Origin of the sequence: Fluviicola taffensis DSM 16823, from assembly GCF_000194605.1 — a bacterium.
GTDB classification, from domain to species: Bacteria; Bacteroidota; Bacteroidia; order Flavobacteriales_D; family Crocinitomicaceae; genus Fluviicola; species Fluviicola taffensis.
Genome location: NC_015321.1, coordinates 3,606,685 through 3,631,843 on the forward strand (window position 1 = coordinate 3,606,685; position 25,159 = coordinate 3,631,843).

Consider the following 25,159-nt stretch of genomic DNA (forward strand, 5'->3'; position numbering starts at 1 on the left):
GTTGTGATTCGCTTTCAATTTGTATTTTTAGAACGATAGCACACAACAGAGCCTACATCAATAATAGATGTAGGCTCGTTGTGATTCGCTTTCAATTTGTATTTTTAGAACGATAGCACACAACTGAGATGTGCGGACATGATGCTGAAAAAGCGTTGTGATTCGCTTTCAATTTGTATTTTTAGAACGATAGCACACAACATTGGAAAGAATGGTATGCCTGAAGAGATTGTTGTGATTCGCTTTCAATTTGTATTTTTAGAACGATAGCACACAACTTCTTTTGGTGGCGGAATGTTCGCTAACTAGTTGTGATTCGCTTTCAATTTGTATTTTTAGAACGATAGCACACAACGTTTTCATCTTTTTCGTTTTTGATTACCTTGTTGTGATTCGCTTTCAATTTGTATTTTTAGAACGATAGCACACAACTAGGTGGGCTATCTTCTAAGTACAGTAGGGGTTTAGAGTGTTTTTTAGAATTAAAAAACCAAACCAGTTTTCAACAATTTCTTTTGAAGCGTTCCTTTTTTTTTATTCTGAAGAAATGGTTTATCTGAAATTCAGAGTCATTTTTTGGATCAATTTGAAGAGAATAGGCTTCTTTTTTTTCAACAGTTTCAATAAGTTATCCACAGCTAAAAGAGTTCTAATTGTTGAGGTAGTTCTCGTTCTGGAGCTTTTTTTGCTCCATGGAAAATTTCCATTTTACCGAACTGTTTATCGGTAATGGCAAAAATCCCTACTTTGCCTTTTTCAGGAAGCGCATTTTTTGCACGTTTCGTATGTACTTCTGCATTTTCAACACTTTGACAAAAGCGCATGTAAATGGAAAATTGAAACATGATGAATCCATCATCAATCAGTTTTTTGCGGAAAAGAGCAGCATCACGACGTTCCTTCTTGGTTTCCGTCGGTAAATCAAATAAAACCATTACCCACATATTTCGATATGCATTAAAACGAGAAGAGTACATAGATCTTCAAAATTGGTTAAAACTCAGGATAGGAAATCTTACGCTGTGTTCCTTCAAAACACTTGTATAGGCTTGCAGTGGTCATACTTACTGCATGGAAAAGAGGACGCTTTATTTCTCCGATATATACATCGATTTGAGGTAACTTGAGCAATTCAATTTTATGTTCTTTTGTTAATCCTTCCGTGGCTTCATCGAGTCCTGGAAGATTGAGAACTAACCAATCAACATAAGGGCGATAAGGTTCCATGATATCATCTGCCAAGCAAAATGCATTGTATTTGTTTCGGTGATGAATTCCAATCGATGGCAACATACCTGAAGCTGTTAGTGCTCGAGCTACAACAGATCTTAAAATAGCATAGCCATAATTTAACTGCGCATTGGGTGTTTCTGGGTCACGTGAACGCACAAAGTTTCCGCCATAAATCTTTCCCCAATAATGAGATGCTGCTTGAGCCTCACAATTCGTCGTGTCCCCACTCAAAACATCGTTTTGTAAATGCAATAGACGTTGATTGGGAACTCCGAAACGCTCTAGAACCATTGCTTGATTCATGATTTTAGAACGAACTGTTTGCTGCCACAATTGTTTTTTTAGCGGAAGACTGGATTCCAGTTGGGTGCGAATACGTTCTGTTTGCTCACTATTTCCTTCTAAGGGTAAAAACATTCCAGAAGGCATGAATCGGCTATTGCACGTAATAACAGCCACTTGTTGATCCATGAGTAATTCGAGTACGTTCGAAGTGAGGGTGATTTGGGGATGTTCTAAAATAATAACTCCCAAATCTTCAATGGGAATTGTTTTGGTGGTTCGAGCTTCATCTTTGAGTTCTACAACCAATTGTTGGTTCCGAGTACTGAGATGTGCCGGATTACCGAAATGAATAGTGCGCTTTACCATCTAAAAAAGGAGTTTATGGTTAACAAGCTCCTTTTACTGATTTGTTCTCAGAAGGTTACAGTTTGATTGTTATTGATTTTTGATGAGTTGGACAATTAGCTTGACCATTAACTCTTTTTCTGTAGGATTACTTTGAGCAACTAAAAGCGCAAGAGCAACCAATGCATTATCGTTGATTTTGAGTTCGCCACTTTGTTTGAATCGGTGTTTATTCTTCTCTAAGAACCAAATAAATAAGAAAGCTCCAATACGTTTATTACCATCACTAAATGGATGATTCTTAATGATGAAGTAGAGGAGGTGTGCAGCTTGTTCTTCAATGGATGAATAAACATATTGTCCATCGAAACTCTGAATAATATTTCCTAAAATCCCTTTAAAACTTTGATCTTTTTCATTGCCGAATAATTGAGTAGCTTCTTTCTTTTCAATAAGTATCTGTTTCAATTCATGAATAGCAGCTCGCGCTTCCAGATAATTGACTTCGTAGGTAATCTCTTCGTTTAAATTGACTGAAATGAGTGAATCACTGTCAAATTGATTCAACAAGATAAAACTTTGAGTGTATTGCTGAATGATTTGAAGCAGCCCTTTTGCTTCTGATAGATTTGTCTCTTGACTGATAGATTTTTGAACGAGCTTTATTGTTTGTTGTAATTCGTCCAGACGTTTTTGGTTGATGGAATAGCCTTTAACAAGATGTTCTTTTAGACGTTGGGTAGCCCATTGACGAAATAAAACACCTCTTTTTGTATTTACTCTATAACCAACCGAGATAATCATATCTAAGTTGTAATGTTCAAGTTCTCTGGAAACTAGTCTGCTTCCTTCTTTTCGAACTGTTCGGAATTTCCGAACAGTTGAATCTCCGTCTAATTCACCTGATTTAAAAATAGTTGAAATATGCTCGCTAATATTGGCTTTACTTGAAGAAAATAGGTCTACCATCTGATTTTGTGTTAACCAAATAGTATCGCCATCGAAGGTTACTTCGATTTGTGTTTGATTGCTTTCGTTCTGATATAGAATTATTTCGCTCATTTCATTTTACTGGTGTTGGTCAAAAGTCTCCAACAATCTTTGATTAACTACATCAATATCAAATCCAAATTCATCTTCATAACTTTTATCCGAAGACAATCCGAGCCATCCAATTAGTTCTTTCTTTTCTTTCGATTTCCCTTGATTATTTAGTATGTCTAGTAAGTGGTAAAATCCTGGGATTCCCCCACAATCTTCTACAGGAGCTGCATTTTCTCCTTTGATACATTGAGGAAACAAAACTTCTTCGGTTGGTTTTTTCAATAGTCTAATCTCATGAATCCAGTCGTCACCGAAATCATAGATATAGTTTATTTTCTTTTTTTGTCTGTTGAAATAATCAGCAATAAAGGTGTCTGTAGCATCATATTCTTCAAACTGAGAACCAAAATCAAAAAAATCTTCTTCCTCTTCATCAATTATTTTAATGGAATCACTCGCATAAGGAGCGCCTGTGTTGAACTGATAGAGGTGTGCGTTTTCCCAATTCATAATCAGTTGTATTACAACATGTAATTCATGGAAGGTAAATTGCTCTGGAACTAGGACTGTTCTGGAAATTTTTGGTTCAGTGTGTTTTAGCTCTATTATTAATTTGTGTGCCATTTTGTTTATGCTTTTGAAATGTTGCCTAATCGATCTATTTTGAGTTTAATACATATTTCTTTAACCATGAGGTTGTCTATTGATTTTTCCATTTTATTTAGAGAAGAATATTCCATTTTATTTACTACTGAGGTTGCAACCTCGCTTTTCACGAAAAAACATTGACTACCTGATGAACTAACCATTTTATATAATCTATTTATCTGTTCTTTTTTTAGTTTACTAAAGTCAATTGATGCTGAACGTTCTAACTCATCATTGCTAGGTACATAAACCAAATCATTTGGAGAAAGACTGAAAATAAATGTTCCTTTTAACTTGTTAACAGGAACCAGAGGTATCTTTTCTTGTTCTTCTTTCGGTAAACTTGCACGCCATTTTTGGTGTTCTATTACTTCATTTAATGGAATCGTTTCATAACTACGGTTTTTGTTTTCATCTTGATAAATAGCAAAAAACAAGTTAGTTCCCTTTGCTGCTTCTACAAATTTATCTCTTCGGTTTCCAGTTTGGCCTACATTAAACTTGCTGCCAAGTTCATAAATTCGTGCTTTATTAATTGGATGATGAAATTTACCATTGTTGTACTTTTCAATCTCATTATTCATTTCTTCTAGGCCTTCTGGCGAGAAAGCTAATTCCGGACTTTCCTTACTCAAAAGATAATTTTTAAGTATTTTCTGAATTCCTGTATCAGTAATTGAATTTTCGATTGTTTTTAAGTCGAAAGATGTGTCCAGATTTTTTCGAGTAGCAGTCAATATTTTTCCATTCGGGAGTTTAATTCGTGATAAATTGATCTGTCCAGAAACAGTGTCTTTGTGCAATGGCTTTCTAATGGCCCAATTCAAACCTTTTTGTTTGATTAGCCCCTTTTCAGGTTTTCCATCTTTACCAATACGCAAATTGCCATCTTCGTCTTTATAACTTTCGTATGAATTTGTTGCTTTATTTATCACTCTCAGGTTTTGTTTGAAACTGATAATTATTTTTTCTAAAGCATTTTTAGAATCTTCAGTGAATGTTCCCCAAGGTTTTATAAAATCTTTGAATGCTTCTTTCTGTTTGTTCTCTTTCTGATTAAAATAGGGCTCTTTTTTTCTAAGTTTATTTTGCAAATCATATCTTTTCAATTCTGATTTGGCAGATTGATTGTTCATCAGATTTAAATGATCTCTTGTAGCGCAAGCAATTACCAAGGCGTCCATTGCATGATGACGATGATCTATTCTTTTTTTCTGAAATCCTTTGCTGTATTCAAAAGGAACGGTAGGTAAGTGTTTTTGATATTTATCGTTGTAAGTTGTGAATAAATCACTATTTGTAATAGTGTTCATTCTTTCAAAACGAGGCAAAATTAAATCGTTCCAAACATCATTTAATCCCCAATCTCTTTTTAGTTCAGTAGTTATTTTTCCGTTACCCGGAAGGATATTTTTGGAATTTAAGCCATCATCATCCTTCTCACTTCGAACAATGTTTGATAAAATTGAGCTAACGAATTTACTGATATAACGCGTGTCATTTAATTGGCGTTCTATCATTTTTTCTGGAATTTCTTCGAGTAGTAATTTATTGTGTTTACTTCTGTTTTTGCTGTAATGTTCTTTGACAAAATCGAGGTATTGTTCTTCAGTAAAAACTTGAACGACTTTTCCAAAACCAAGTTCTACCTTTTCACCAGAATGATTTTTTATGAACTGTAATCCAAGTTGGTTGTCTTTTCGCTTATTGACAGCGGATTCACAAATGACTTTATTGCTAAAACTATCATCAAAGAAACGACTTTGGGGCACAACGTGTTCTATTTCATATTCAGACGTGAATAGTTTGTTTAGTGGAATAACTTGTCCAGTATATGGTGACCGGTATTTCTGTTCTAACCACAATTTATAGCGCTGCAACTCAGATTTGGTAGGTTCTGCTTTTTTACTAATTTTTACTATTTCATCGTCCAGTTCTATATTTGAATTAAGCGCACCGTCTTCATAGATTTTTAGAATTTCTTGTTGTGAAGGTGAATAAGGTCGAACATTCTCAACGTCATTATCATTCATCATTTCCATTAGGAGAGCCTTTATTCGTAGATTGGTATTCTCGTTTTCCGTAATGGTATTTGTTAATCGTTTACGATCTTCTGAGTTGTTTTTCATTTCACGACCCAATTCAACATGTATTTCATCAAAGAAATTTTCAGTTCCTTTCCCGTGTTTGATCCAAATATCCTTCACTACACGTAAAGTTTCAGTAATAACTTGCTCGACAATTGGATTACGCAAAGAATGTTGTTTAAATTCTTTCAAGTACGTTTCTAAATCTGATACAGATGTCCATTTTCCTAAATCATTTCCTTCTGAATGACGATCATAAACTATATACTTCGCTAACCATTCTTGCAGACCTTGAAAATTATTTTCAGATGTTAAATGAACAGCTTTTTCACGTACTCTATTCTTGATATTTTCATCATACTCACCAGATAATATTTTGCTGATTCGATCTTTCGATATAGAATCTATTGCTTCCCAATTCCAGTATTTCCCTAATCGAATAAGAGGTAACAATTTCTTAATGGCTTTTTCAGAATATGCTCCATAAGTACTTTCAAATGGAGGGATTTTCTTGAAATGTTCAAAAAACGAATCAACATCCAAGTTGTTTTTTCGAGCAAATGTTTTCAAGGCTTGTTCATATTCTATTTTATCAGTTACAGAATAGATGATATGCCATAATTGATGTTCTATTTCTTTCGTTAAAAAATCAGGTGAGATATTCTTTACTTTTGAAAGACGAGTGTGTAATAATGAACCTGTTTCATTGCAGGGATATTTTTTGTCTGCAACAAAATTCCATCGAAACTTTTCTAATTCGTTGGTCAATAGTTTTCCTTTAAATCCTTGATTCTCTAATAAATATTTCAGCAAGTGTTTTTGCTCAATTTCTTTTCTATTATTTAGAAATTCAAACAGGTTTTCATAGTCTTCAATACTATTTAAAAAAGTTGATGTGACATTTGTTTCCGTTGGTTCAATGCAATAAAGACTAAGATTAGAAATCCATTGCCATAATCTGAACTCTTGGTAAATCGGGTTTGATTTTGAAATTACTTTTATGCCTTCTGTAATTTCTATGCCCTCTTTTTTGTATGTTCGTTTTTCTAATGGACAATTACTAATTTGAGATTTTTTACTACGTAAAGGTCGTTGATAAAATAAAATGTCATTGATAAATAAATGCTCAAATCCTTTATTACTCAAAAGAGAACGATGAGCTTCATTATTTTTGTAGAGTTCTTCAATACAAGCATTATATAGCTTTTCATCTTTTAGCTCTTTATGAAAGAAGAGTTGGGTTTTTAGGATTGTTTTTAATTCTTCTTTATAAAATTTTCGTTCAATTGTACTGATTAATTTTCCTCTAATCTTTTGATTTGGTTTTTGTAATATAGATTCATAAATAAATGCTCCAACTTCATTACCTGATTTGCTAAGTTCGAATTCTGTTTTCTTTTTTTGCAAAGTCCAATCTTCTGGTTTTGGCGCTCTAAAACTTCTTTTTTCAGTACCTTCTTTATCTGTTTTTACTGTTCCATCATTGTTTATTTCTGTTGTTACAATAAATTCTCTTATTTTATCTTTCCAATCAAACAGAGGTGTTTTGCTCGCTCTTCGATAAACCCAACCATTTTCTAAAACGAGCGAATACCAAATTTCAGGTTTGCCTTTTTGTGGTTCATCTGCGTTTACTTCAACAATTTTTAAAGAATGAAATTCAACCAATTTATTCGGAGTTTCTTCTTCTTCTTCTCCTCTTAATTGATAATACCCTCTTTTTTGGTTGAAATTCAGAAGAATCCAAGCTAATTCTTCCTTTTCAATTTTTTTACTTAACGCTTTTTTACGTAAATAATAGATTGTCCAATCATGGGGGATTTTCTTTCCATTTGAAACCAATTGAGGCTGATGAATTTTAAAATCAACCAACATTTCTTGGTAAGATTTTTCAAAGAGAAAAACATCATTTCCATCGAAACTTATTTTTGGTTCAGATTCTGGTTTAAACTTTCCAAAACGTTTTTCAAAATCTATTTGATTTGCGTAATGTTCAGGCAAAAAACCTATAATATTCAAAACACGGTGTAAACGTTCCCTTCTTAATAGGGTTCGATGAATAAGTCTTCTTACTCCTCGTAAACGTGTTCTTTCTGCAGTTTGAGAAATTGAATTACCTTTTCCAAATTCATCTTTAATATCTTGTGTCATCGGGATAATTCGACTTCCCATTCCAAGAATTTCACCTTTTTTGTTATCAAAATCTTGATTAATCAACGCCCAACCAATCGAGTTCGTCCCTAAATCCAGTCCTAGAATTGTTTTTGTCATTGTAAATAGCAATTAAGTTGTACTAAAATTAGCAAAAAATGCCAATAAGCCTAGCTTGGTTTTTTTGTGATCATTTTTTGCCCTTGAAAGATAGAAACTGAACATCGTAAGGTTTTTACGTACAAGAAATTTAGTTGGAAATATCTTTTTTTCTTTGGATTTGTGATTTGAAGTAGTTATTTTGGCATCACAAATTGAAGCGAATCACAATAAGGATTATTCCGTTGTGAAAACATTTACTACGGGGCATCGAAAGACTGCCTCGTTTTTATTTGTTCAAAATTCTAATTGAGTATAATTGTTTTTTCAAGCTGGGCTTGAAACTATCGCAGGCGATGCTTGCTCTTGTCCAAGATCAGGAGCGTTTTTTATGTCTATTTGTTCCGATTATTTTCACCTCCTACCGCGAGAAGTTGACTTTTTCCCTCTAGAACTGGCTGATTTACCGCCAGTTCCTGGTTTACTTCCAAAGGAGCGGGGTTTTTGAGTTCCTGTTTTTTTAGCTGCAACAATTGGTTTTTTCTTCGGTGGAGTGGGTTTACTTTTCGGCTTTTGTCCCACCGCTGAAGCTTTTTGCGACACGCGGTCAGTCTCACTTTTGGAATCCTTCAGCATGTCGTTCAGGATGCGCATTTCTGATTCTGTCAATTCACGCCACTCGCCCAAAGGAATGCCTTTTAGCTCAATGTTCATGATGCGTGTTCGCTCCAGTTTGGTCACATTGTACTGGAAATACTCACACATTCTACGAATTTGGCGGTTTAATCCTTGAATGAGGACTATTTTGAAGACATTTGAGGAAATTTGCTCAACGATACATTTTTTAGTAACCACTCCCAAAATAGGAACTCCAGTTGCCATTTTCGCAATAAAATCAGGGGTAATTGGTTTGTCTACTGTTACGAGATACTCTTTTTGGTGTTCGTTTCCAGCGCGCAAAATTTTATTGACAATGTCTCCGTTACTGGTGAGAAAAATCAATCCTTGAGAATCCTTGTCTAAACGACCGATTGGGAAGATTCGTTGTGGATGACCTACATAATCTACAATGTTATCGACGACTCCTTTTTCCGTTGTACTTGTAACGCCAGGAGGTTTGTTAAGTGCAATGTATATTTCTTCTTCTTGACTTTTTTGTTGAAGCGTGTGGCCATTTACAACCACTTTGTCTCTTCTAGTAACTTGTGTACCTATTTTTGCACGAACACCGTTAATGAATACAGATCCTTGTTCAATATACTTATCGGCTTCTCTGCGCGAACAGTAGCCACTATCGCTGATGAATTTATTTAACCGGATTGATTCGTGCATGATTTTTTATTAAAAACAAGATGAAGGAGTGCGAAGTTACACTAATTCGTTTTGTTTTGAAAGAGATGCAATTGTGAAAGGAGTTATTGAATTCTTACAATTGTAGTGAAATGCTGTATTCTCCATTTTTTGCACAGGTATTGATGTCCTTATTGACAGTGTGTTGCATGCAATTATGAACACATTTCATAATCGAATCTAGTTCAGCTTCTGCTAATTCTTTTTTAGAATTGATTTGATAGACTTCATCTTGTGATTCTGGTTGAAGTTTCATTACAAGTACTGAAAGCGTTTCGACAGACGTTTTTTTCGTGTAAGTGGCAAATCCATCAACAGTAAATGCAATAACAACTTCCTTCTGGTCTGTAGCAAACTCGAAGCTTAAATCGGAACCCAATTTTTTCTCAAATAAAAGCTTGCCTTTTGTATCGTGAATAGTCATATTTCCGTTTTTGGAATTGTCTTTCATTTTGCCTACGAGCTTATTCACATTTCCCCCTAAATGTGCAATTTCAATGGCGTAATTCAAGGGTTTTTGATACTGATCTAACGAAAACCAATATTCGTATGTCTTATCTTCGTTGATTGTTTGGTGAACAATTTGCCCATGAATCAATCGGCTTGTAGTCACTAGAAGAAGGATAAGAAGTGTTTTCATGTTCGTTCAAAGTTTGTAAGTCTCACTATAAAAGTAGTCTCATTTTTGAATTGGGCAAAAAAAAGACCGATCATTCGCAGTTGACGAACAAATCGGTCTTTCCGTGTTAAATTTCAGTTTTTTATTTAATTGCTCCAGCACATAATTTCATACGAAGTACGCGTTTTGCTGCAGCATCAACAATGGACTTAAACGCAGCATCTGAACGGTATTTTGCTAAAATTTCTCCATGCGATTTCATACAATCCAAAGGCATTAACAAAATATCAACTCCAGCTTCAATAGCTTTCACGCTGTTTCCTTTTACGGCAGTAACTCCGCCCATATTCATTGCATCTGTAACAACTAATCCTTTGAAGCCAAGTTCTTTGCGTAATAAATCAGTAATAATCACTTTCGAGCAAGTAGCTGGAAGTCCATTTGTGTTGTATTTTGGATTATTGACAACAGCCAAATGTCCAATCATAATACTTAAAACGCCTTTTTCAATTAAACCTGGATAAGTCTTTACTTCTTTCAATTCCCCATCAATTGCTTGAAGAGATTTGTGTGTATCACCAGAAACCAAACCATGACCTGGGAAATGTTTTGCTGTAGCAATAATTCCTTGCTCTTGCATACGAGCGATGAAAGCATTCGACCAAGGAACATTATTTGCTTCCACTTTCGCGAAACCGCGGTAGCCGACAGTTCCGTTTTTAGCTAAATCAACAACAGGTGCGAAGTTGTAATTGATTCCAATAGCTTTCAAAGTAGCAGCAATGGTATCAGCACATTGATTTACTTCTGCAAGAGACATAATTTCGTTTGCTTTTTTAACGATTGAAGAACCTCCAATTTTGCGATTAAACAAACTCGGCTCAGCATCAGCGCTGTATAAAAATCCTGGATTTCCATTAGCGACATTCAATTTATTGAATTCTGTAATCCAAGAAGTAAATTCTGTTTTTGTACCATTTAACATCAAAACACCACCAATTACACGTCTTCCAATCAACGAATTGATAGATGTTTGGGTATTTCCCAATCTTCCCACTGCAGGCATAATCAATTGGGCTACAATTGCCGTATCATCCAAAGTTTGGAATAATGCATCGACATCTTTCTCTAAATCAGAATTATCAGTTAAATAATCTGTCAACTTGAAAGTATGCTTAATTGCTGGTAATTCAGGAATTTTACGTTCTTCTTTTTGAGGTTCGGTTTTCGCTCCTTCTGTATTTTGACCGCAAGCTTGAAGCAATAAAGCCGAACAAGCGCAAATTGTAATCCAATGTTTCATTTCTACTTTTATCATAGTTCGTACAAATGTAAGTCGAAAGTTTATTCTGATTGCTTTTTGCTTTTTCAGTTATAAACAATTCAGCTGTGAATGGTATCTTTTTGGTCGATTAAATTTATTTAAAATAATTTTCTAAAACAAAAAATCGCTAATCCGACATGCAGATTAGCGATTCTAAACTTCATTGTCTTTATTGTTTTATAACGCGTAATAATTTTGAATCCCCTGAAAGAGTAATCACATGAATCAAATAAACACCATTCGCTAAATCGTTCATCTGAAGTGAATTTTCATTCAAAGAAAGAGCCTGTTTTTTGCCAAATAGATCCATTACTTCAATAGAACGTATTGCTTCATCCGTTGTAATTTGTAATACATCTTTTACCGGATTTGGAGAACAAGAGATACTTGATTTGTGATCTTCTTCAATACCCAACGTAGAGATCACGATACAGGAAGAGGTATCAGTACAATTATTCACAGTAATGGATACAGCATAAGCTCCATTCACAGTTGGAATGAATGTTTGAGAAGTTGCTCCAGGTACAATCGCATACCCATTTCCACAGTTTAACCATTGGTATTGAGCGCCATTTGTAACTGCACTAAATTGATTTCCAGATAGACTGATATTACTATTAATAGCTGTCACCGTTAGAACTGTTGTAACAATACTGTCGCATCCCGAAAATGAAGGCAATGGGTCATTGTATGTTCCAGAAGTTGTATGGGTAAACGATCCAACTGTAAAACTTTCACCAGCACAAATAGCAGCAGTTTGATTACTTCCAATGGCAGCAGGTTGCGTAAGGATTTGAGTTAATTGTTTAGAGCAGCCTGTTGCATCAGTAATGGTACAAGTATATGTTCCTGCACCTCTATTATTTAAGTTTTGAGAAGTTACAACTGGAGTTGTATTCCATGAATACGTAATTGGTGTTAATCCTGAGGGAGTTAATTGAATAAACCCGTCTGTTTCTCCAAAGCAATTCAAATCTTGGAAATCTAAAATACTTGTTGCATTTACAGTTGCAGCTCCAGATACTGCAAATATTGCAGTTTTAATAGTTGGGAAAGACGTTGTATTAATAATCATTACTCGTTGAACCAATTTTGCTTGATCGGCACAAGATAAATTTACATTAATTCGATACAGATATGGTGCAAAAGTACTTAAATCTGGAGTGTCTCCCGTTCTTCCTGTTCGGTCAAAACCACTCAAAACAGCATTACTACCATCAAACCAATCTGGTAAATTATTATTGTTTACAACCATTGCTGAGCCATCAGTAAATTTGATGACGAATAGTACAGTTCCAGGCCCTTCAGATGAAAATCCTAAGAAACTTAAAGAAGAGTAAGAACTAGGTGTTGTGAATTCCAATGAATCTGTTTGCCCAGTTGATAGGAAAATAACATTGTCAGATGTATACGGAGCGAGCTGATAAGTGCTATTTCCAGATGTAATCAGACCAGTATTTGGTAGGCCTGATCCCGTTGAAAGCTGTGTACCGTAGTTTTGACTGTATAAAACATAATCGCTTCCGTCGATTGAAGTGTTTGTCGTCGACATCGCTGGGGTTGCTTCTGCGATTACATCATAATTAAATCCCGTTACAGCAATGGGAGAATAATTTTGAGTAAAGGCAAATGAAGCTAGAAATAAAGTTGAAAGAGTTAAGGATATTTTCATAGCATATTAATTTGAATGAATTATTGTACTAAAAGTATACTAAATCGATTAATTCACGCAAATAACTGATAGTCAAATTGTCTGAAATAAAGATAAATCACACTTAATATGAATTTAATGAGGAATTCAAACAGTTGAATCTATTTTCCGAAGACTTTCTGCATGTAAATACCAAATTGGATTTTGCTGAAATCTTTGGATCTGTAAGAAAACACCGAACCAGCTTTTTGACCTTTTGTTGTGAAACCATATCCCATAAGCGGATTTCTGCTTTCACCATTAGTGATGGTTGTGATTGTTCCAAATCGCAAATCGTAGATAAATAAGCTATCCAAATGCTTATCAATTGTGTAAAACCCATTGGTGATGTGTTCAATTTGCGGAATTCGAGATTCTCCATTCCATTTTAAGGCCTTTAAAAGGTGATGATTTTTTGGAATAATCTCAATTTCTTTCGGATTAAAATCGGCAAAAAGAGATTTGTATCCGATGTAGTAATTGGAATCGTCTTCAGCTATAATATCCCAGTAGAAAGAAGTTAAAGGCATTGGAGTAACCATTGTTCTCGTAGGTTTTATATTCGCTTGAGCAAAGTAGCTGTCTGTATTACTGTAAATACAACATTTCACAATGACTCCCCAAAGCAAATAAAGAGAAGAGTAAATGATTCCTGTCCAATTCCAGATTTTCCTTCTTTTTGATTCTCGTTTCATCAAAAGAGCTCCAATCAGCAAAACCATAAACGGAATGGTGTATAAAGGATCAATAACAAATACGGTATTGAAAGTAAGTCGCCAAGAGAATGGCCAGAAGAATTGAGTTCCGTAGTTTGTGAAGATATCCAACATGGGATGAGTAACGATGGAAAGAAACCACAATAAGAACCACATCTTAAAGCTGTACGTTTTTTTGCTTAACAGGTGAGATAAATAAGCTAAAGAGGGGCCAGCAAGTAATGCAAAGAGTAATGAATGTGAAAAACCTCGGTGGACTAAAGCTGCGTCTAATGGATCGTAAAAGAAGCGTAAAAAGACATCTAAATCAGGAATTGTTCCACCAATTGCTCCTAAAAGTGCCCCTTTTGCTCCGATTTTTCTTCCAGCAACAGCTTCGCCAACTGCTGCTCCAAGTACAATTTGTGTCAAAGAATCCATAGAGCAAATGTACAGGTTAAAAAGAAATGAAAAGCTTAAAAAATGTGATTGAATCATAGTGTTAAAGCTGAACTTTTTTCTTAAATTAAATAAGAAATGAGTAAATATGATACAAAAACAACTCTCAATTCGGAATTGGGCAGAGGATGATCGCCCAAGAGAAAAAATGATTTTAAAAGGGAAAAGTGTTCTTTCTGATGCAGAATTAATCGCTATTCTAATCGGTACAGGAAGTGGCGATAAATCAGCGGTAGATTTAGGTAGAGAACTTTTATCACTGAGTGATGGCTGTTTGTATGAATTTGGAAAATTGCGTCTTTCGCAGTTGTGTGAAGTAAAGGGAATTGGTCGGTCGAAAGCAATAAGTATTTTGGCAGCATTGGAGTTGGGAAGAAGGCGAAAGGAATTACGAGCTGATAAAAAGCCTAAAATTGACAGTGTTCAGAAAGCTTATGAAGAATTGAAAGGTTATTTTACCGATTTAACGCATGAAGAATTTTACATTCTTTATCTCAATAATTCGAACGAAATACTACAAGTAAAACAACTTTCAATTGGAGGAATAACAGGAACATTTGTAGATCCTAAAATCATTTTTAAACATGGAATCGATTTATCTGCCTGCGGAATAATTTTGGCACACAATCATCCAAGTGGAATATTGATACCAAGTGATCAAGATAAAAGATTAACCAAAAGAATCCAGCAATTTGGTATGCTCATTGAAATGAATGTCATAGACCATTTGATTATCACAGATAATGGCTACTTTAGCTTTGCAGATCAAAATTTACTTTAAATCATGCTGATTTACGTTGATGAAATTTCAATTCGATTGATATACACCTTGGATTTTGTGTTCAAGGAACATGGATTGGAATATCAACTAACCAACGATAAAAAGAGGTTTGTAGTATTCGAAGGGATAAAGTTATCTTATTCCAATTTTGACTTTGAAAAGATTCCCTTTTTAGCTCCTGCGACTTTGCTTTTTGAAGAGCGGCCGCGTGTTTTGAAAAAACTAGATAAAGGAAATTGGAATGGAGTTGATTGCTTGACAATTGATTCAATAACAGATCCTTTAGCTGCTGTTTTTTATGTCTTATCTCGTTACGAAGAGTATTTTGTCAAATTCCCGGATGAACATGGTCGTTTTACTGCCAAAGAGAGTATTCAAAGTAAGTTTGACTGGCTACATATTCAAATTGTAGAACGTTGGATAGAATCATTTTTCCAGGTTTATGCGCCAAATTACTTAGAAATTCTTCAGTCAAAAAAAACGTTTCAACCAATTCCAACTTTCGATATTGATAATACGTTTGCTCACAAATGGAAAGAAGGTTGGAGAACTTGGCTTTCTGCTGGAAAAGACTTTTTGAAGAGAAACAAAGAACGAATAGAGGAGCGCAAGCAGGTTCAAAGTGGTCAGAAAAAAGATCCGTTTGATTCTTTTGATGATATTCGAGAAGTTTATCGGAACTTTCCACAAACACGTATTTTTTGGCACGTGGGAGATTATGCAAAATACGATACCAACATATCTTGGAATGATTCACGACATCAAGGACTAATTCAAGAATTGAATGAATTGGGATATATTGGTTTACATCCTAGTTATGCAAGCAATACATCGGATGATAAACTGACCAAGGAAATAGATCGAATCAAGAAAATTACTTCCAAATCTGCTCATGAATCTCGCCAGCATTTTTTGAAACTTAATTTACCCAAAACCTATCACCGAATGATGGAACAGGGATTTGAGAAGGATTACACAATGGGATACGCGGATGATTACGGTTTCCGTGCTGGAACAGCTCATGAACATGCATTTTTCGATTTACTAACGAATCAAGCTTTTCCAGATTACCGAATTGTACCCTTTGCTTACATGGATGGAACTTTGTTGGAATACAAGAAATTAAGTATTGCTCAAAGCCAAGTAGTTGTGAAACAATTGGTTCAAGAAGTGAAAGATTATGGAGGTGTTTTCTGCTTTATTTGGCACAATGAAACGCTTGCGGAAGCAGGAAAGTGGAAGGGCTGGAAACAAGTGTTTGATTATACATTAGAGCAATTAAAATGAGTATTTCAACAGCGAGCTTAATTCCGAAAAATTTTCCAAAAATTCAACACGGTGATTCGATTGTACAACTAGGTTCGTGTTTTTCCACGAATATGAGTCTGTGGTTCCGCAGGGCTGGATTTCAAGTGTTGGATAATCCTTTGGGAGTTGTTTTTCATCCGATTCCATTGGCTAAACAGATTTTAATGGCATTGAGTAAAGTGGAAAGAAGCTCTTTCGTCCAAAAAGAAGATGTTTTTTTGAGTTATGATGCGAGTAGCGCCATTTATTCGATGGATTCTAAAGGATTGGATGAATTACTCAATCAGCAATTAAGAACATTAAAGAATTCTTTAGAGAAAGCAAGAATTTTGGTTATTACACTCGGTTCTGCTCATGGATATCGCTTGAAAGAATCTGGAAGTATCGTTGCAAATTGTCACCAACAGCCACAAATAACGTTCGATAAGGAATTGATTCGCGCAGAGGAAATGTTCTCTGAGTGGAAATCTGCTCTAAGTGTATTGAAAGAACTGAATCCAACAATCCAAGTTGTTTTTACGATAAGCCCTGTACGCTATGTCCGAGATGGTTTACTAGAAAATTCTCAATCGAAGGCTGAATTAGTTCGATTAGTTTCATTACTCCAGCAAGAATCTGTTCATTATTTTCCATCCTACGAATTGGTTAATGATGTATTGCGGGATTACTGCTATTTCGAAGTGGATGGAGTACATCCCAATGAGCAAGCAACGGAGTTTGTGTGGGATTTCTTGAAACCAACGCTTTTTTCAGAGAAAACAAATGAACTTATCGAGGAAATCATCAAACTTCGAAAAATGGAAGAGCATCGATTGCTTTATCCGGAATCTAAAAAGGCAGAAGACTACCGAAATCAGCTAAAACAAAAAAGGGAAAGTTTCCTTTCCCAATATCCAGTAGTAGTCTGGTAAAATATGTTTAATTATTGACTAAAATGGTTCCTTTGTATTCTTTTGGTTCTCCAGGTAATGGATTTTTAATAATTACCTTCCAAAGATGTACTGAACTAGCTTGCACGAGTGAACCAGTGTTCATGTCCGTACCATCCCAACCATTCGAAGTATCATTTGTTTTATAGATAACACGACCCGTTTTTGCATCGTAAATGTATAATTCAAATGCGATATTCCGTTCAATCAAAGCATATGGCATGAAACGATTGTTACGTGAGTCACCAGAATTAATGTTGATTGCATTTACAGCCTGTAAATTGTATTCTTCTTTAATAGAGATTGTTTTAGTTTCAGTTACTGTGCAGCCATTTAAATCTTTGCTTGTTGCTTTTACAGTAATGTCCTTTCCAGTATAAGGATGAACGATGAAGTTTCCATTTTGAACTTCCCCATGATATTTTTCAACAGTCCAGTGAATGGTTGATTCTGCTCCAGAACCTGTAAATTCTACGGATGGAATACCATTGTTATAAATCACCGTTGGATCAGCGCTGATGTATAATTTATCACTTGGTCTATTGACTGCAATTGTTTGTGTGTTTTTTCCTGAAACAACCTCAATTGTTCCTTCAACATTCGCTGTAACAACTCTTTTTCCACCTGGTTTGATGAGTTGAGTTCTGTTATTTTGAATCACTGAAATCGATAAGGCATCATTTGGATTTGTGATTTCGATTTCATCACCGATACACAAATTTGTTTGAGCTAATTGTACTGGTAAGTAGTTCTTTTGCTCATTACTAGGATTCCCAGAATCATTTTTAGTTGAGATAATTGGCTCAATATAGAATCCACTTAATGGAGTTACTTCTAAAATTTGATTAGGAGTAACATGAGGTTTAGCGCTTTGTTGAGTTTTATCAACTGAATTTGTAGCGACTTGTTGTTCGTTTGGTGTGTTAGTTTGAGGATTGGTATGTGTATCAAAACGATTATCAGCTTGATTATTCGTTGGAGTTGTGGTATTCGTTTTTGTTGCCACAGGAGCATTTGCATCTGCAGTTTTTGAAGAATCAGTTTGATTGTTTAATCCGAAAAATAAGGATGATCCAACTAGTACTGTACCAATTGAAGCTGCAACCCACCATTTTCGGTAGAATGGAGAAGGAGTCGTCCCGTCCAAACGTTTAGACATAGCTTCCCATGCAGCCCCATCATAAGGCATTTCATGGTTCTCAAGCGAGTCTTTTATGATCTGTTCAATGTTCTTCATTGAGCGATTTTTATAAATTTTTGTTTCAAATAATTTTGTAGGTTCATTTTGGCTTTTGCTAAATTTGATTTCGACGTTCCCTCCGAGATTTCAAGTATTTGCGCAATTTCTTTGTGCGTAAATTCTTCCATCACATACAAGTTGAAAACTGCTTTGTAAGCTGGTGAAAGCTTGTTTATTGCTTCCAATGCAACTTCTGCTTTTAACGTGGTAATTTCCCAATCTTCTCCGAATTCGTCTTCTTCGGGTATGTATTTGAAATCATTGTCGTTATCGCTCAGCACCCAATCTTTCTTCGATTTTCGAATCGAATCAATTGCGCAATTCACAATAATCCGTCTCATCCAACCTTCAAAAGATCCTTTCTTGTCGTAACCTTTAATATGTTCAAAGACCTTAATGAAACCTTCTTGTAAAACTTCTTGGGCTGAATCTTTATCGCGAATATATCGTTGACAAACAACCAACATTTTCCCGTAAAACTTCTTGAATAATTGCTCTTGTGCCCTCCTGTCGGACGACTTACAACCTTCAATTATATCTTCTAATTCCCAATTCTGTTTCACTGTCTCTTTTCAATAACGAACGATTGTCAATAGGGTTGCCTCATTAAATAAGTTCAAAAAGTTTAAAAGTTCAAAAAAATCCAATATTTTAACCCTTTGAACTTTTTGAACCCTGTTTAAACTTGGTTTTAATAACCAGTTTACAAATAACGTTATTTCTCTATAAAATTTACAGTAGGAGCTAAGTTTTATTCTTAAATTCGTTGCGATTTATAGAAATTTAAGTATCATTTTAATTAGATAACAATGAAAATAACGGTAGTAGGAGCAGGGGCTGTAGGAGCAAGCTGTGCGGAGTATATCGCAATGAAAAACTTCTGTTCAGAAGTAGTATTGGTAGATATTAAAGAAGGATTTGCTGAAGGTAAGGCAATGGATTTAATGCAAACAGCATCTCTTAACGGATTCGATACAAAAATTACTGGAACAACAGGAGATTATAGCAAAACAGCTGGTTCTCATGTAGCAGTAATCACTTCAGGGATTCCTAGAAAACCAGGAATGACACGTGAAGAATTGATTGGAATAAATGCTGGTATTGTGAAAGATGTTACAGCAAACTTGGTGAAAAATTCTCCGGAAGTAATCATTATTGTTGTTTCCAATCCAATGGATACAATGGCGTATTTAGTTCACAAAACTTCAGGTCTTCCGAAACACAAGATTATTGGAATGGGTGGTGCTTTGGATTCTGCACGTTTCAAATATAGATTAGCAGAAGCTTTAGGAAGCCCAATTTCTGATGTGGACGGTATGGTAATCGCAGCACACAGTGATACAGGAATGCTTCCATTAATGAGCAAAGCAACAAGAAATGGTGTTCCTGTAACGGAATTCTTAAATGCAGAGCAACAAAATTATGTTACTGAAGAAACGAAAGTAGGTGGTGCAACTCTTACTAAATTATTAGGAACTTCAGCTTGGTATGCTCCAGGTGCAGCTGTTTCTGTAATGGTTCAATCAATCGTTTGTGATCAGAAGAAAATGATTCCTTGTTCTTTGATGCTGGAAGGTGAATATGGACAAAATGATATCTGTTTGGGTGTTCCAGCCATTATCGGGAAAAACGGAGTTGAAAAGATTGTGGACATTACACTTACTGCAGAAGAGCAAGCGAAGTTTGTTGAAGCAGCGAATGCTGTAAGAGAAATAAACGGAGATTTGAAATACTAATCAGGTAAATTAAGACAGGTTATAAAGAAAAAGTCGGGGTGGAAACTCCGACTTTTTTAATGATTTAAAATTCGTAAAATATTGATTTTCAATTTTTTAATTGTAAATCTGTTCACGAATTCTCGAAGATTCAAACCAACCGAATCTTACGGGATGTCGTAAACCCCAATGTCAGGAGGTGAATTTCTTCCTTGTCCACTTATATCTTGGGCAGTTGAATAGGTTTGATTTGCATTGTTACTCAAACTGGAAGCACTGGATGTGAATTTGAAATTATTGCTATTTGGATTCGTAAACAATGGATTTCCATTCGAGCAATAAGTAAACATCCCATTGCTCAAATCTGTTTTTAAAACTACTGAATTTCGGAAATGGAAGTTGAGTGTCAATCCTCCAGTTTGTATTGTGTCAATTGCCAAGTGTTCACCTGTGCTTCCGTAAATGACACAGTTATTGAAATTTGCATTTGGAATTTGAGCTACCATGGTTGTTCCTTGTGAATTGGTGTAGTGATTGGAGATTCCAACAGCAGGAGTACTTCCTTCGCCTGAACCATAACCTAAGAAATTACACTGATTGAAAGTGAAATCAGCACCTTGAATCACTAATAATGAGTGAACTCCCGTACTATGAACCAATACGTTTTCGCCATATACTTTTGGACCATTAAATAAGAATAGGCCATAACTGGCAGCATTGAAAATTTCGGTATTGGAGATGGTGAGTGTATTTTGATTAAAGGCTGCGTCACGTGAATCGACATGAATTCCTGCAATGGAATTTTTGATCACTGCGTTATTAATGATAGAAGGTCTCGCTTCCTGCAGATAAATTCCATAATACTGACCTGGAACATCCTGGTAGGAACCTTCCAATCGATCTCCTTGAATGATTACTTTATTGTTGTATGCACCATCAATATTTAAAGTTCCTTTGTAATTCCAAAGAATTGCGCCTTTGTGCAGATGAATTTTTGTTCCCTCTATAATATTGAGTGTTTTGGCAGAATCTACAAATGCTCTATTGAAAATTACGTGCGGTTTGTCATTCGGCCAAGTGCCTTCATTGAGGTTTAGACCAAGGCCATTGGGAATCGAAAAATCGGAATAATGGTAGTACATATCTTGTCCCCAAACGGCTAATTTCACATATTGGTCTTCTCCATTGGTTCTAAATCGAACTGAATCTTCCACAATTAAAGGTAAGTTTTGGCCGTTTACAGATAATTTTACTTCCACAAAACAAAATAAACTGTCTCCTTTTTCAATTTCTAAATCAGAAAAACTAGTTCCTTGTAAGCCATCTAGATTCAATTTGAACGGAGAATTGGAACCACCCATTAACTGAACATCGGTAATTTTTAAAGCTTTATTTTGTGGATTATAAATCTTAAAATACTTTGTGGTAGAGCCGATTGTAGTGAAAACGGTATCAAAAATCAAGGTGTCTGTTGAAAAATTCAAATTACCATCTCCAAATAAGTTCTTCTTCTTACAAGCAGAGTTACTGAATAAAAGAGAAGCTAAAATTGCGACTCCCAAAAATAGATTTACTAATTTCATCATGACAAAAGTAACGAAAGAGTAGTAGGTTTTATTTTTTTTGTTGTGAATTAAAATAGTTTCATTATCTTTGCACACCAATTTTCGAATAAGAACAAAATTAAGTATAACAATAATATGAAAGCAGGTATTCACCCAGAAGATTATAGATTAGTAGTTTTTAAAGACATGACAAATGAATATTCATTTGTATGCCATTCTTCTGCTAATACTTCAGAAACTATTACGTGGGAGGACGGAAATGAGTATCCATTAGTTAAATTGGATATCTCTCACAAGTCTCACCCATTCTTTACAGGTATTACACAATTCGTCGATACGGCAGGTCGTATTGATAAATTTAATACTCGTTACTCGAAGTACAAAAAGTAATTTCATTCTCGAAATAGTTAACCCTGACGGTAATCGTCGGGGTTTTTTTTTGACTTTTTTTATACCTTTTCAATGACTTTTTCCTTCCCTTTTATGAGTAGTTGGTTATATTTGCAGTATGAGATTACTTCAATTTAATTTTTTAGTTCTATTCACTCTTTGTGTTTTTCAAAATGCCAAAGCAGGCTCTATTGATGACGGATTTAAAGCTTTAGATCAATTCAATTATTTTGAAGCCAAAAAACAATTTGAAAAATCAATCAAATCGAATGAATCTGCAGCTAATTACGGACTTGCAGTTATTTATTTCCGCAAAGACAATCCTTTTCATCAGCTAGATTCGGCATATAATCGCATTGTACGATCCGAAAAAACCTATGGGTTGATGAAAGATAAGCAAAAGGAATTTCTGAAGAAATATAACTTTGATTATGCTGCAATTGCGCTGTTGCGAAAAGAAATCTCTACTGGGCTATATCTTTTAGTTTTAAAACATCCCACAGAAGAAGCATACGATAGTTATCAGAAAAAAAACGATTGGGCAGACGAGAAGTTTAAGGCAATCTATTCCCGTGATTCAATTGGATATCAAAAAGCAAAAACAGCAAATAGCTCTGCGGGGTTTGATTTGTTCTTAAAAAAATATCCAGAGTCTACTTTTCAGAAAGAAGCATTGAACAATTATTACCGTTTACAATACATTGAGAATACCGATGGTAAAACTGTTTCGTCTTATTTAGGTTTTGAAAAGCAATTCCCATCCAATCCTTACGTAGCAGATGCGCAAGATCAAGTGTATCACATGAGTACAAAAGGAAGCCGTGTTCAAGATTTCAAAGTGTTCATTAAAACGTATCCTAAAAATAGAAATGTAGAAAATGCTTGGCGGAAGTTGTATCAGCTTTACATGTCTGATTATTCCTTGGAGCGTTTGGATAAATTTCAGAAAGAATTCCCAGATTATCCGTACACCTCAGAATTGAAAAAAGACCGTGAATTGGGCATGCAGGAGATTATTCCCTTTAAGAAAGAAGGCCAATTTGGATGGATGGATTTAAATGGAAAAATTAGTATTCCTGCGCAGTATTCTACGGTAGGTTTCTTTAAAGAAGGGTTGGCTTGGGCTGAAAAGAGTGGGAAATATGGATTTGTGAATAAGGCAAACGAAGTCGTTATTCCCTTCAAATTTTCAAGTTGTAATGATTTTGATAAAGGAAGAGCGATTGTTGAATTAGATACTTTATTTGGAATTATTGATCGGTCAGGAGCGTATATTATTGAGCCCCAGTACAAGGATATTGGACAATTTTCTGAAGGATTGATTTATGCCGTAAAAGATTCCATGTATGGTTATTTCGATGGATTGGGTTTTCCAAGGATTCCGGAACAATATGAAGAAGCATTTTCGTTTTCTGGCGGAATGGCAAAGGTTACTTACAAAGGCTTGGAAGGTTACATTGATGAATTTGGATCTTTCAAAGTAAAACCATTGTATGAGTCTATTAACTTGTTTGGAGATTCTGCTATTGTAATTGAAGGAGATGAAAGTGTTAAAATAGCCAATTTTCAAGGAGATGAATTGAAGACCATTCCCATTGAAGATATTGGAAGTTTGGTGTCTGATAGAGCATTGGTGATCTCGGAAGATAAGATAGGGTATGTCAGTAAAAACGGACAAACAGCAATTCCCGCAACGTTTGATTATTTCACCAACGCGAAAAGTGAAGGTGAATTTGTAGGGAATTACGCTAAAGTTTCCAAAGCAAATAAGTTTGGTATTATTGATCGTTTTGGAAAGACAATTGTTCCATTTACCTATTCCAAGTTAGGAGGTGTTTCTTCCTTAATTTCTTTTGAGAAAGCAGGTAAATGGGGATTCATTGATTTGCAAAACAAACTGCTGATTGCTCCAACTTATGAGGCAGCAGAAAGCTTTAAATCAGGATTGGGAGTCGTTCAATTGCTTACTTTGAAAGGTGGAATTAACGCAAAAGGAGAAATCATTATTCCAATCGAACATACAACCGTAAAGCCTTTGGATGATTCTCATTTTATCGTTTCACTAGGAGCTTTTTATGGTATTTACACGAATAAAGGAAAACTGGTCGTTCCACTAGAATATTCAAATATTCGAAAAGTGCAGGACAATTTTTATATTCTAACAAGAGGAACGGAGCTTCATTATTTCTATGTTCCAGAAAATAAGTTGATCAAACCTATTTTCGAATAAGATGTCGACTCTGAAGAATTTTATTCGTTCAATAATTCCTGATAAATTGCTTCATGCTTATCGGGAGAATAAGAAAAATAAGCAACGAAAATCCATTCAGGAACAAGCTGACAAAGGAGAAGGTCTAATATTGGATCAGCTGATCAAAGAATTGCGCACTTGTGGAATAAAGGAAGGTGATTCTGTTTTAGTGCATACCAGTTTTTCAAAGATTGGTTTTGTGGAAGGAGGACCAAAAACAGTTGTAGACGGTTTGTTAAGTGTCATTGGTGTATCAGGAAATTTATTGATGCCAAGCTCTCCAAATGCAGGTTATCAATTGAATTACATCCAAAAAATTCGGGAGTTTGATGTCCGAAATGAACCTTCAAAAATGGGCGCAATCACCGAATATTTTCGAAAAATTCCAGGTGTAAAACGTTCTGAAAGTCCCACTGAACCCGTTTGTTGTTTTGGACCTAAGGCCGATTGGTTTACTAGCGGGCATTTAGGTGAGCTTACTCCCTACACTGAAAATAGTCCGTTTGCGCGTCTTGCAGAAGCGAATGGGAAAATCCTTTACATTGGTGTTACTTTAGACAATGCGGGAACTTCTTTACATATTTTAGAAGATACAGTTTCTGATTTTAAATATCCTGTTTACTATCCAGAAGTGTTTCATGTTCTAGTCAAGCAACTCGATGAAACCCTTGTTCCTGTTCAAGTCAAAGTTCATAATCCAGAACAATCCTCAAAGCGAAAATGTGATGAATTACTTCCTTTGTTTGAATCCAAAGGAGTCATGAAGCGCTCAACAATCGGAAAAGCAAAAACATTGATCTTTGATGCTTCTAAAATGTTGGAGGTGATGATTGATGAATATCACTCAAATGGAGTTACGATGTACACACCTCAAGGTGATATTTAAAGCACTGAAAGTCTTTTAGAAGTAGAGTTTGCATCTTTAATAAAATTTAATCTAAAAATCCTTTG

At 35.2% G+C, this 25,159-nt stretch carries 20 protein-coding genes and 1 CRISPR repeat array (1 of these 21 cut by a window edge); of the genes, 7 read left to right on the forward strand and 13 right to left on the reverse strand.

The features are described from left to right. Window positions 1-432: direct repeats of the CRISPR family, unit length 47 nt; unit sequence GTTGTGATTCGCTTTCAATTTGTATTTTTAGAACGATAGCACACAAC; it begins 4,999 nt to the left of the window's first position. A 206-nt stretch (window positions 433-638) separates the two neighbouring features. From cas2 to FLUTA_RS15750, 10 genes are all read right to left on the reverse strand, one after another. After that, complete coding sequence (gene cas2, locus FLUTA_RS15705; RefSeq protein ID WP_013687884.1) at window positions 639-977, reverse strand: CRISPR-associated endonuclease Cas2; 339 nt, start codon at window positions 975-977, stop codon at window positions 639-641. A gap of 16 nt (window positions 978-993) precedes the next feature. Continuing rightward, window positions 994-1,884, reverse strand: a complete 891-nt coding sequence (gene cas1 / locus FLUTA_RS15710; protein ID WP_013687885.1) for a type II CRISPR-associated endonuclease Cas1 — start codon at window positions 1,882-1,884, stop codon at window positions 994-996. 69 nt (window positions 1,885-1,953) lie between these two features. Beyond that, a complete protein-coding gene (locus FLUTA_RS15715; RefSeq protein ID WP_013687886.1) occupies window positions 1,954-2,925 on the reverse strand; it encodes a virulence RhuM family protein/type II toxin-antitoxin system death-on-curing family toxin in 972 nt (323 codons plus the stop codon). 6 nt (window positions 2,926-2,931) lie between these two features. Then, on the reverse strand, window positions 2,932-3,531 hold the full coding sequence (locus FLUTA_RS15720; RefSeq protein WP_013687887.1) for a plasmid pRiA4b ORF-3 family protein: 600 nt from the start codon (window positions 3,529-3,531) through the stop codon (window positions 2,932-2,934). Window positions 3,532-3,536: 5 nt separating this feature from the next. Further along, a complete protein-coding gene (gene cas9, locus FLUTA_RS15725) occupies window positions 3,537-7,913 on the reverse strand; it encodes a type II CRISPR RNA-guided endonuclease Cas9 (protein WP_013687888.1) in 4,377 nt (1,458 codons plus the stop codon). 393 nt (window positions 7,914-8,306) lie between these two features. Further along, window positions 8,307-9,224, reverse strand: a complete 918-nt coding sequence (gene rluF, locus FLUTA_RS15730) for a 23S rRNA pseudouridine(2604) synthase RluF (RefSeq protein ID WP_013687889.1) — start codon at window positions 9,222-9,224, stop codon at window positions 8,307-8,309. Between the two features lie 94 nt (window positions 9,225-9,318). Beyond that, window positions 9,319-9,882 carry a hypothetical protein gene (locus tag FLUTA_RS15735; RefSeq protein WP_013687890.1) on the reverse strand — a complete coding sequence of 188 codons (564 nt, stop codon included), beginning with the start codon at window positions 9,880-9,882 and terminating at the stop codon, window positions 9,319-9,321. Window positions 9,883-10,003: 121 nt separating this feature from the next. Then, window positions 10,004-11,179 carry a glycoside hydrolase family 3 N-terminal domain-containing protein gene (locus FLUTA_RS15740; protein WP_052301395.1) on the reverse strand — a complete coding sequence of 392 codons (1,176 nt, stop codon included), beginning with the start codon at window positions 11,177-11,179 and terminating at the stop codon, window positions 10,004-10,006. A gap of 175 nt (window positions 11,180-11,354) precedes the next feature. Further along, window positions 11,355-12,857 carry a T9SS type A sorting domain-containing protein gene (locus FLUTA_RS15745; protein WP_013687892.1) on the reverse strand — a complete coding sequence of 501 codons (1,503 nt, stop codon included), beginning with the start codon at window positions 12,855-12,857 and terminating at the stop codon, window positions 11,355-11,357. A gap of 140 nt (window positions 12,858-12,997) precedes the next feature. Continuing rightward, entirely contained in the window at window positions 12,998-14,011 is a 1,014-nt protein-coding gene (locus FLUTA_RS15750; protein WP_013687893.1) for a metal-dependent hydrolase, read from the reverse strand. Window positions 14,012-14,117: 106 nt separating this feature from the next. Between FLUTA_RS15750 and radC the strand changes: the two genes are divergently transcribed. From radC to FLUTA_RS15765, 3 genes are read left to right on the forward strand one after another with little or no spacing between them, the layout of a single operon-like run. Then, window positions 14,118-14,810: a RadC family protein gene (gene radC / locus FLUTA_RS15755; protein ID WP_013687894.1), complete on the forward strand. Its 693-nt coding sequence runs from the start codon at window positions 14,118-14,120 to the stop codon at window positions 14,808-14,810. 3 nt (window positions 14,811-14,813) lie between these two features. Continuing rightward, window positions 14,814-16,097, forward strand: coding sequence for a polysaccharide deacetylase family protein (locus FLUTA_RS15760; protein ID WP_013687895.1), 1,284 nt, complete (start codon window positions 14,814-14,816; stop codon window positions 16,095-16,097). Then, window positions 16,094-17,029: a GSCFA domain-containing protein gene (locus tag FLUTA_RS15765; protein ID WP_013687896.1), complete on the forward strand. Its 936-nt coding sequence runs from the start codon at window positions 16,094-16,096 to the stop codon at window positions 17,027-17,029. The genes FLUTA_RS15760 and FLUTA_RS15765 overlap by 4 nt, the downstream gene beginning before the upstream one ends. 7 nt (window positions 17,030-17,036) lie before the next feature. Here the strand turns inward: FLUTA_RS15765 and FLUTA_RS15770 are convergent, their stop codons facing one another. After that, entirely contained in the window at window positions 17,037-18,284 is a 1,248-nt protein-coding gene (locus FLUTA_RS15770; RefSeq protein WP_013687897.1) for a T9SS type B sorting domain-containing protein, read from the reverse strand. Continuing rightward, window positions 18,281-18,850 (reverse strand): RNA polymerase sigma factor, encoded by a 570-nt coding sequence (locus FLUTA_RS15775; RefSeq protein ID WP_013687898.1) that lies wholly within the window; start codon window positions 18,848-18,850, stop codon window positions 18,281-18,283. The genes FLUTA_RS15770 and FLUTA_RS15775 overlap by 4 nt, the downstream gene beginning before the upstream one ends. A 246-nt stretch (window positions 18,851-19,096) precedes the next feature. On the opposite strand from FLUTA_RS15775, the gene FLUTA_RS15780 reads away from it, so the two are divergent. Then, window positions 19,097-20,023: a malate dehydrogenase gene (locus FLUTA_RS15780; RefSeq protein ID WP_013687899.1), complete on the forward strand. Its 927-nt coding sequence runs from the start codon at window positions 19,097-19,099 to the stop codon at window positions 20,021-20,023. Between the two features lie 146 nt (window positions 20,024-20,169). Here the strand turns inward: FLUTA_RS15780 and FLUTA_RS15785 are convergent, their stop codons facing one another. Continuing rightward, window positions 20,170-21,588: a right-handed parallel beta-helix repeat-containing protein gene (locus tag FLUTA_RS15785; protein ID WP_013687900.1), complete on the reverse strand. Its 1,419-nt coding sequence runs from the start codon at window positions 21,586-21,588 to the stop codon at window positions 20,170-20,172. Window positions 21,589-21,702: 114 nt separating this feature from the next. Here FLUTA_RS15785 and FLUTA_RS15790 point away from each other — a divergent pair, with 114 nt between their 5' ends. From FLUTA_RS15790 to FLUTA_RS20955, 3 genes are all read left to right on the forward strand, one after another. Continuing rightward, window positions 21,703-21,957, forward strand: coding sequence for a type B 50S ribosomal protein L31 (locus FLUTA_RS15790; RefSeq protein WP_013687901.1), 255 nt, complete (start codon window positions 21,703-21,705; stop codon window positions 21,955-21,957). Window positions 21,958-22,075: 118 nt separating this feature from the next. Beyond that, complete coding sequence (locus tag FLUTA_RS15795) at window positions 22,076-24,187, forward strand: WG repeat-containing protein (protein ID WP_013687902.1); 2,112 nt, start codon at window positions 22,076-22,078, stop codon at window positions 24,185-24,187. A gap of 1 nt (window position 24,188) precedes the next feature. After that, window positions 24,189-25,094 carry an AAC(3) family N-acetyltransferase gene (locus FLUTA_RS20955; RefSeq protein WP_013687903.1) on the forward strand — a complete coding sequence of 302 codons (906 nt, stop codon included), beginning with the start codon at window positions 24,189-24,191 and terminating at the stop codon, window positions 25,092-25,094. Window positions 25,095-25,159 lie beyond the last annotated feature (65 nt).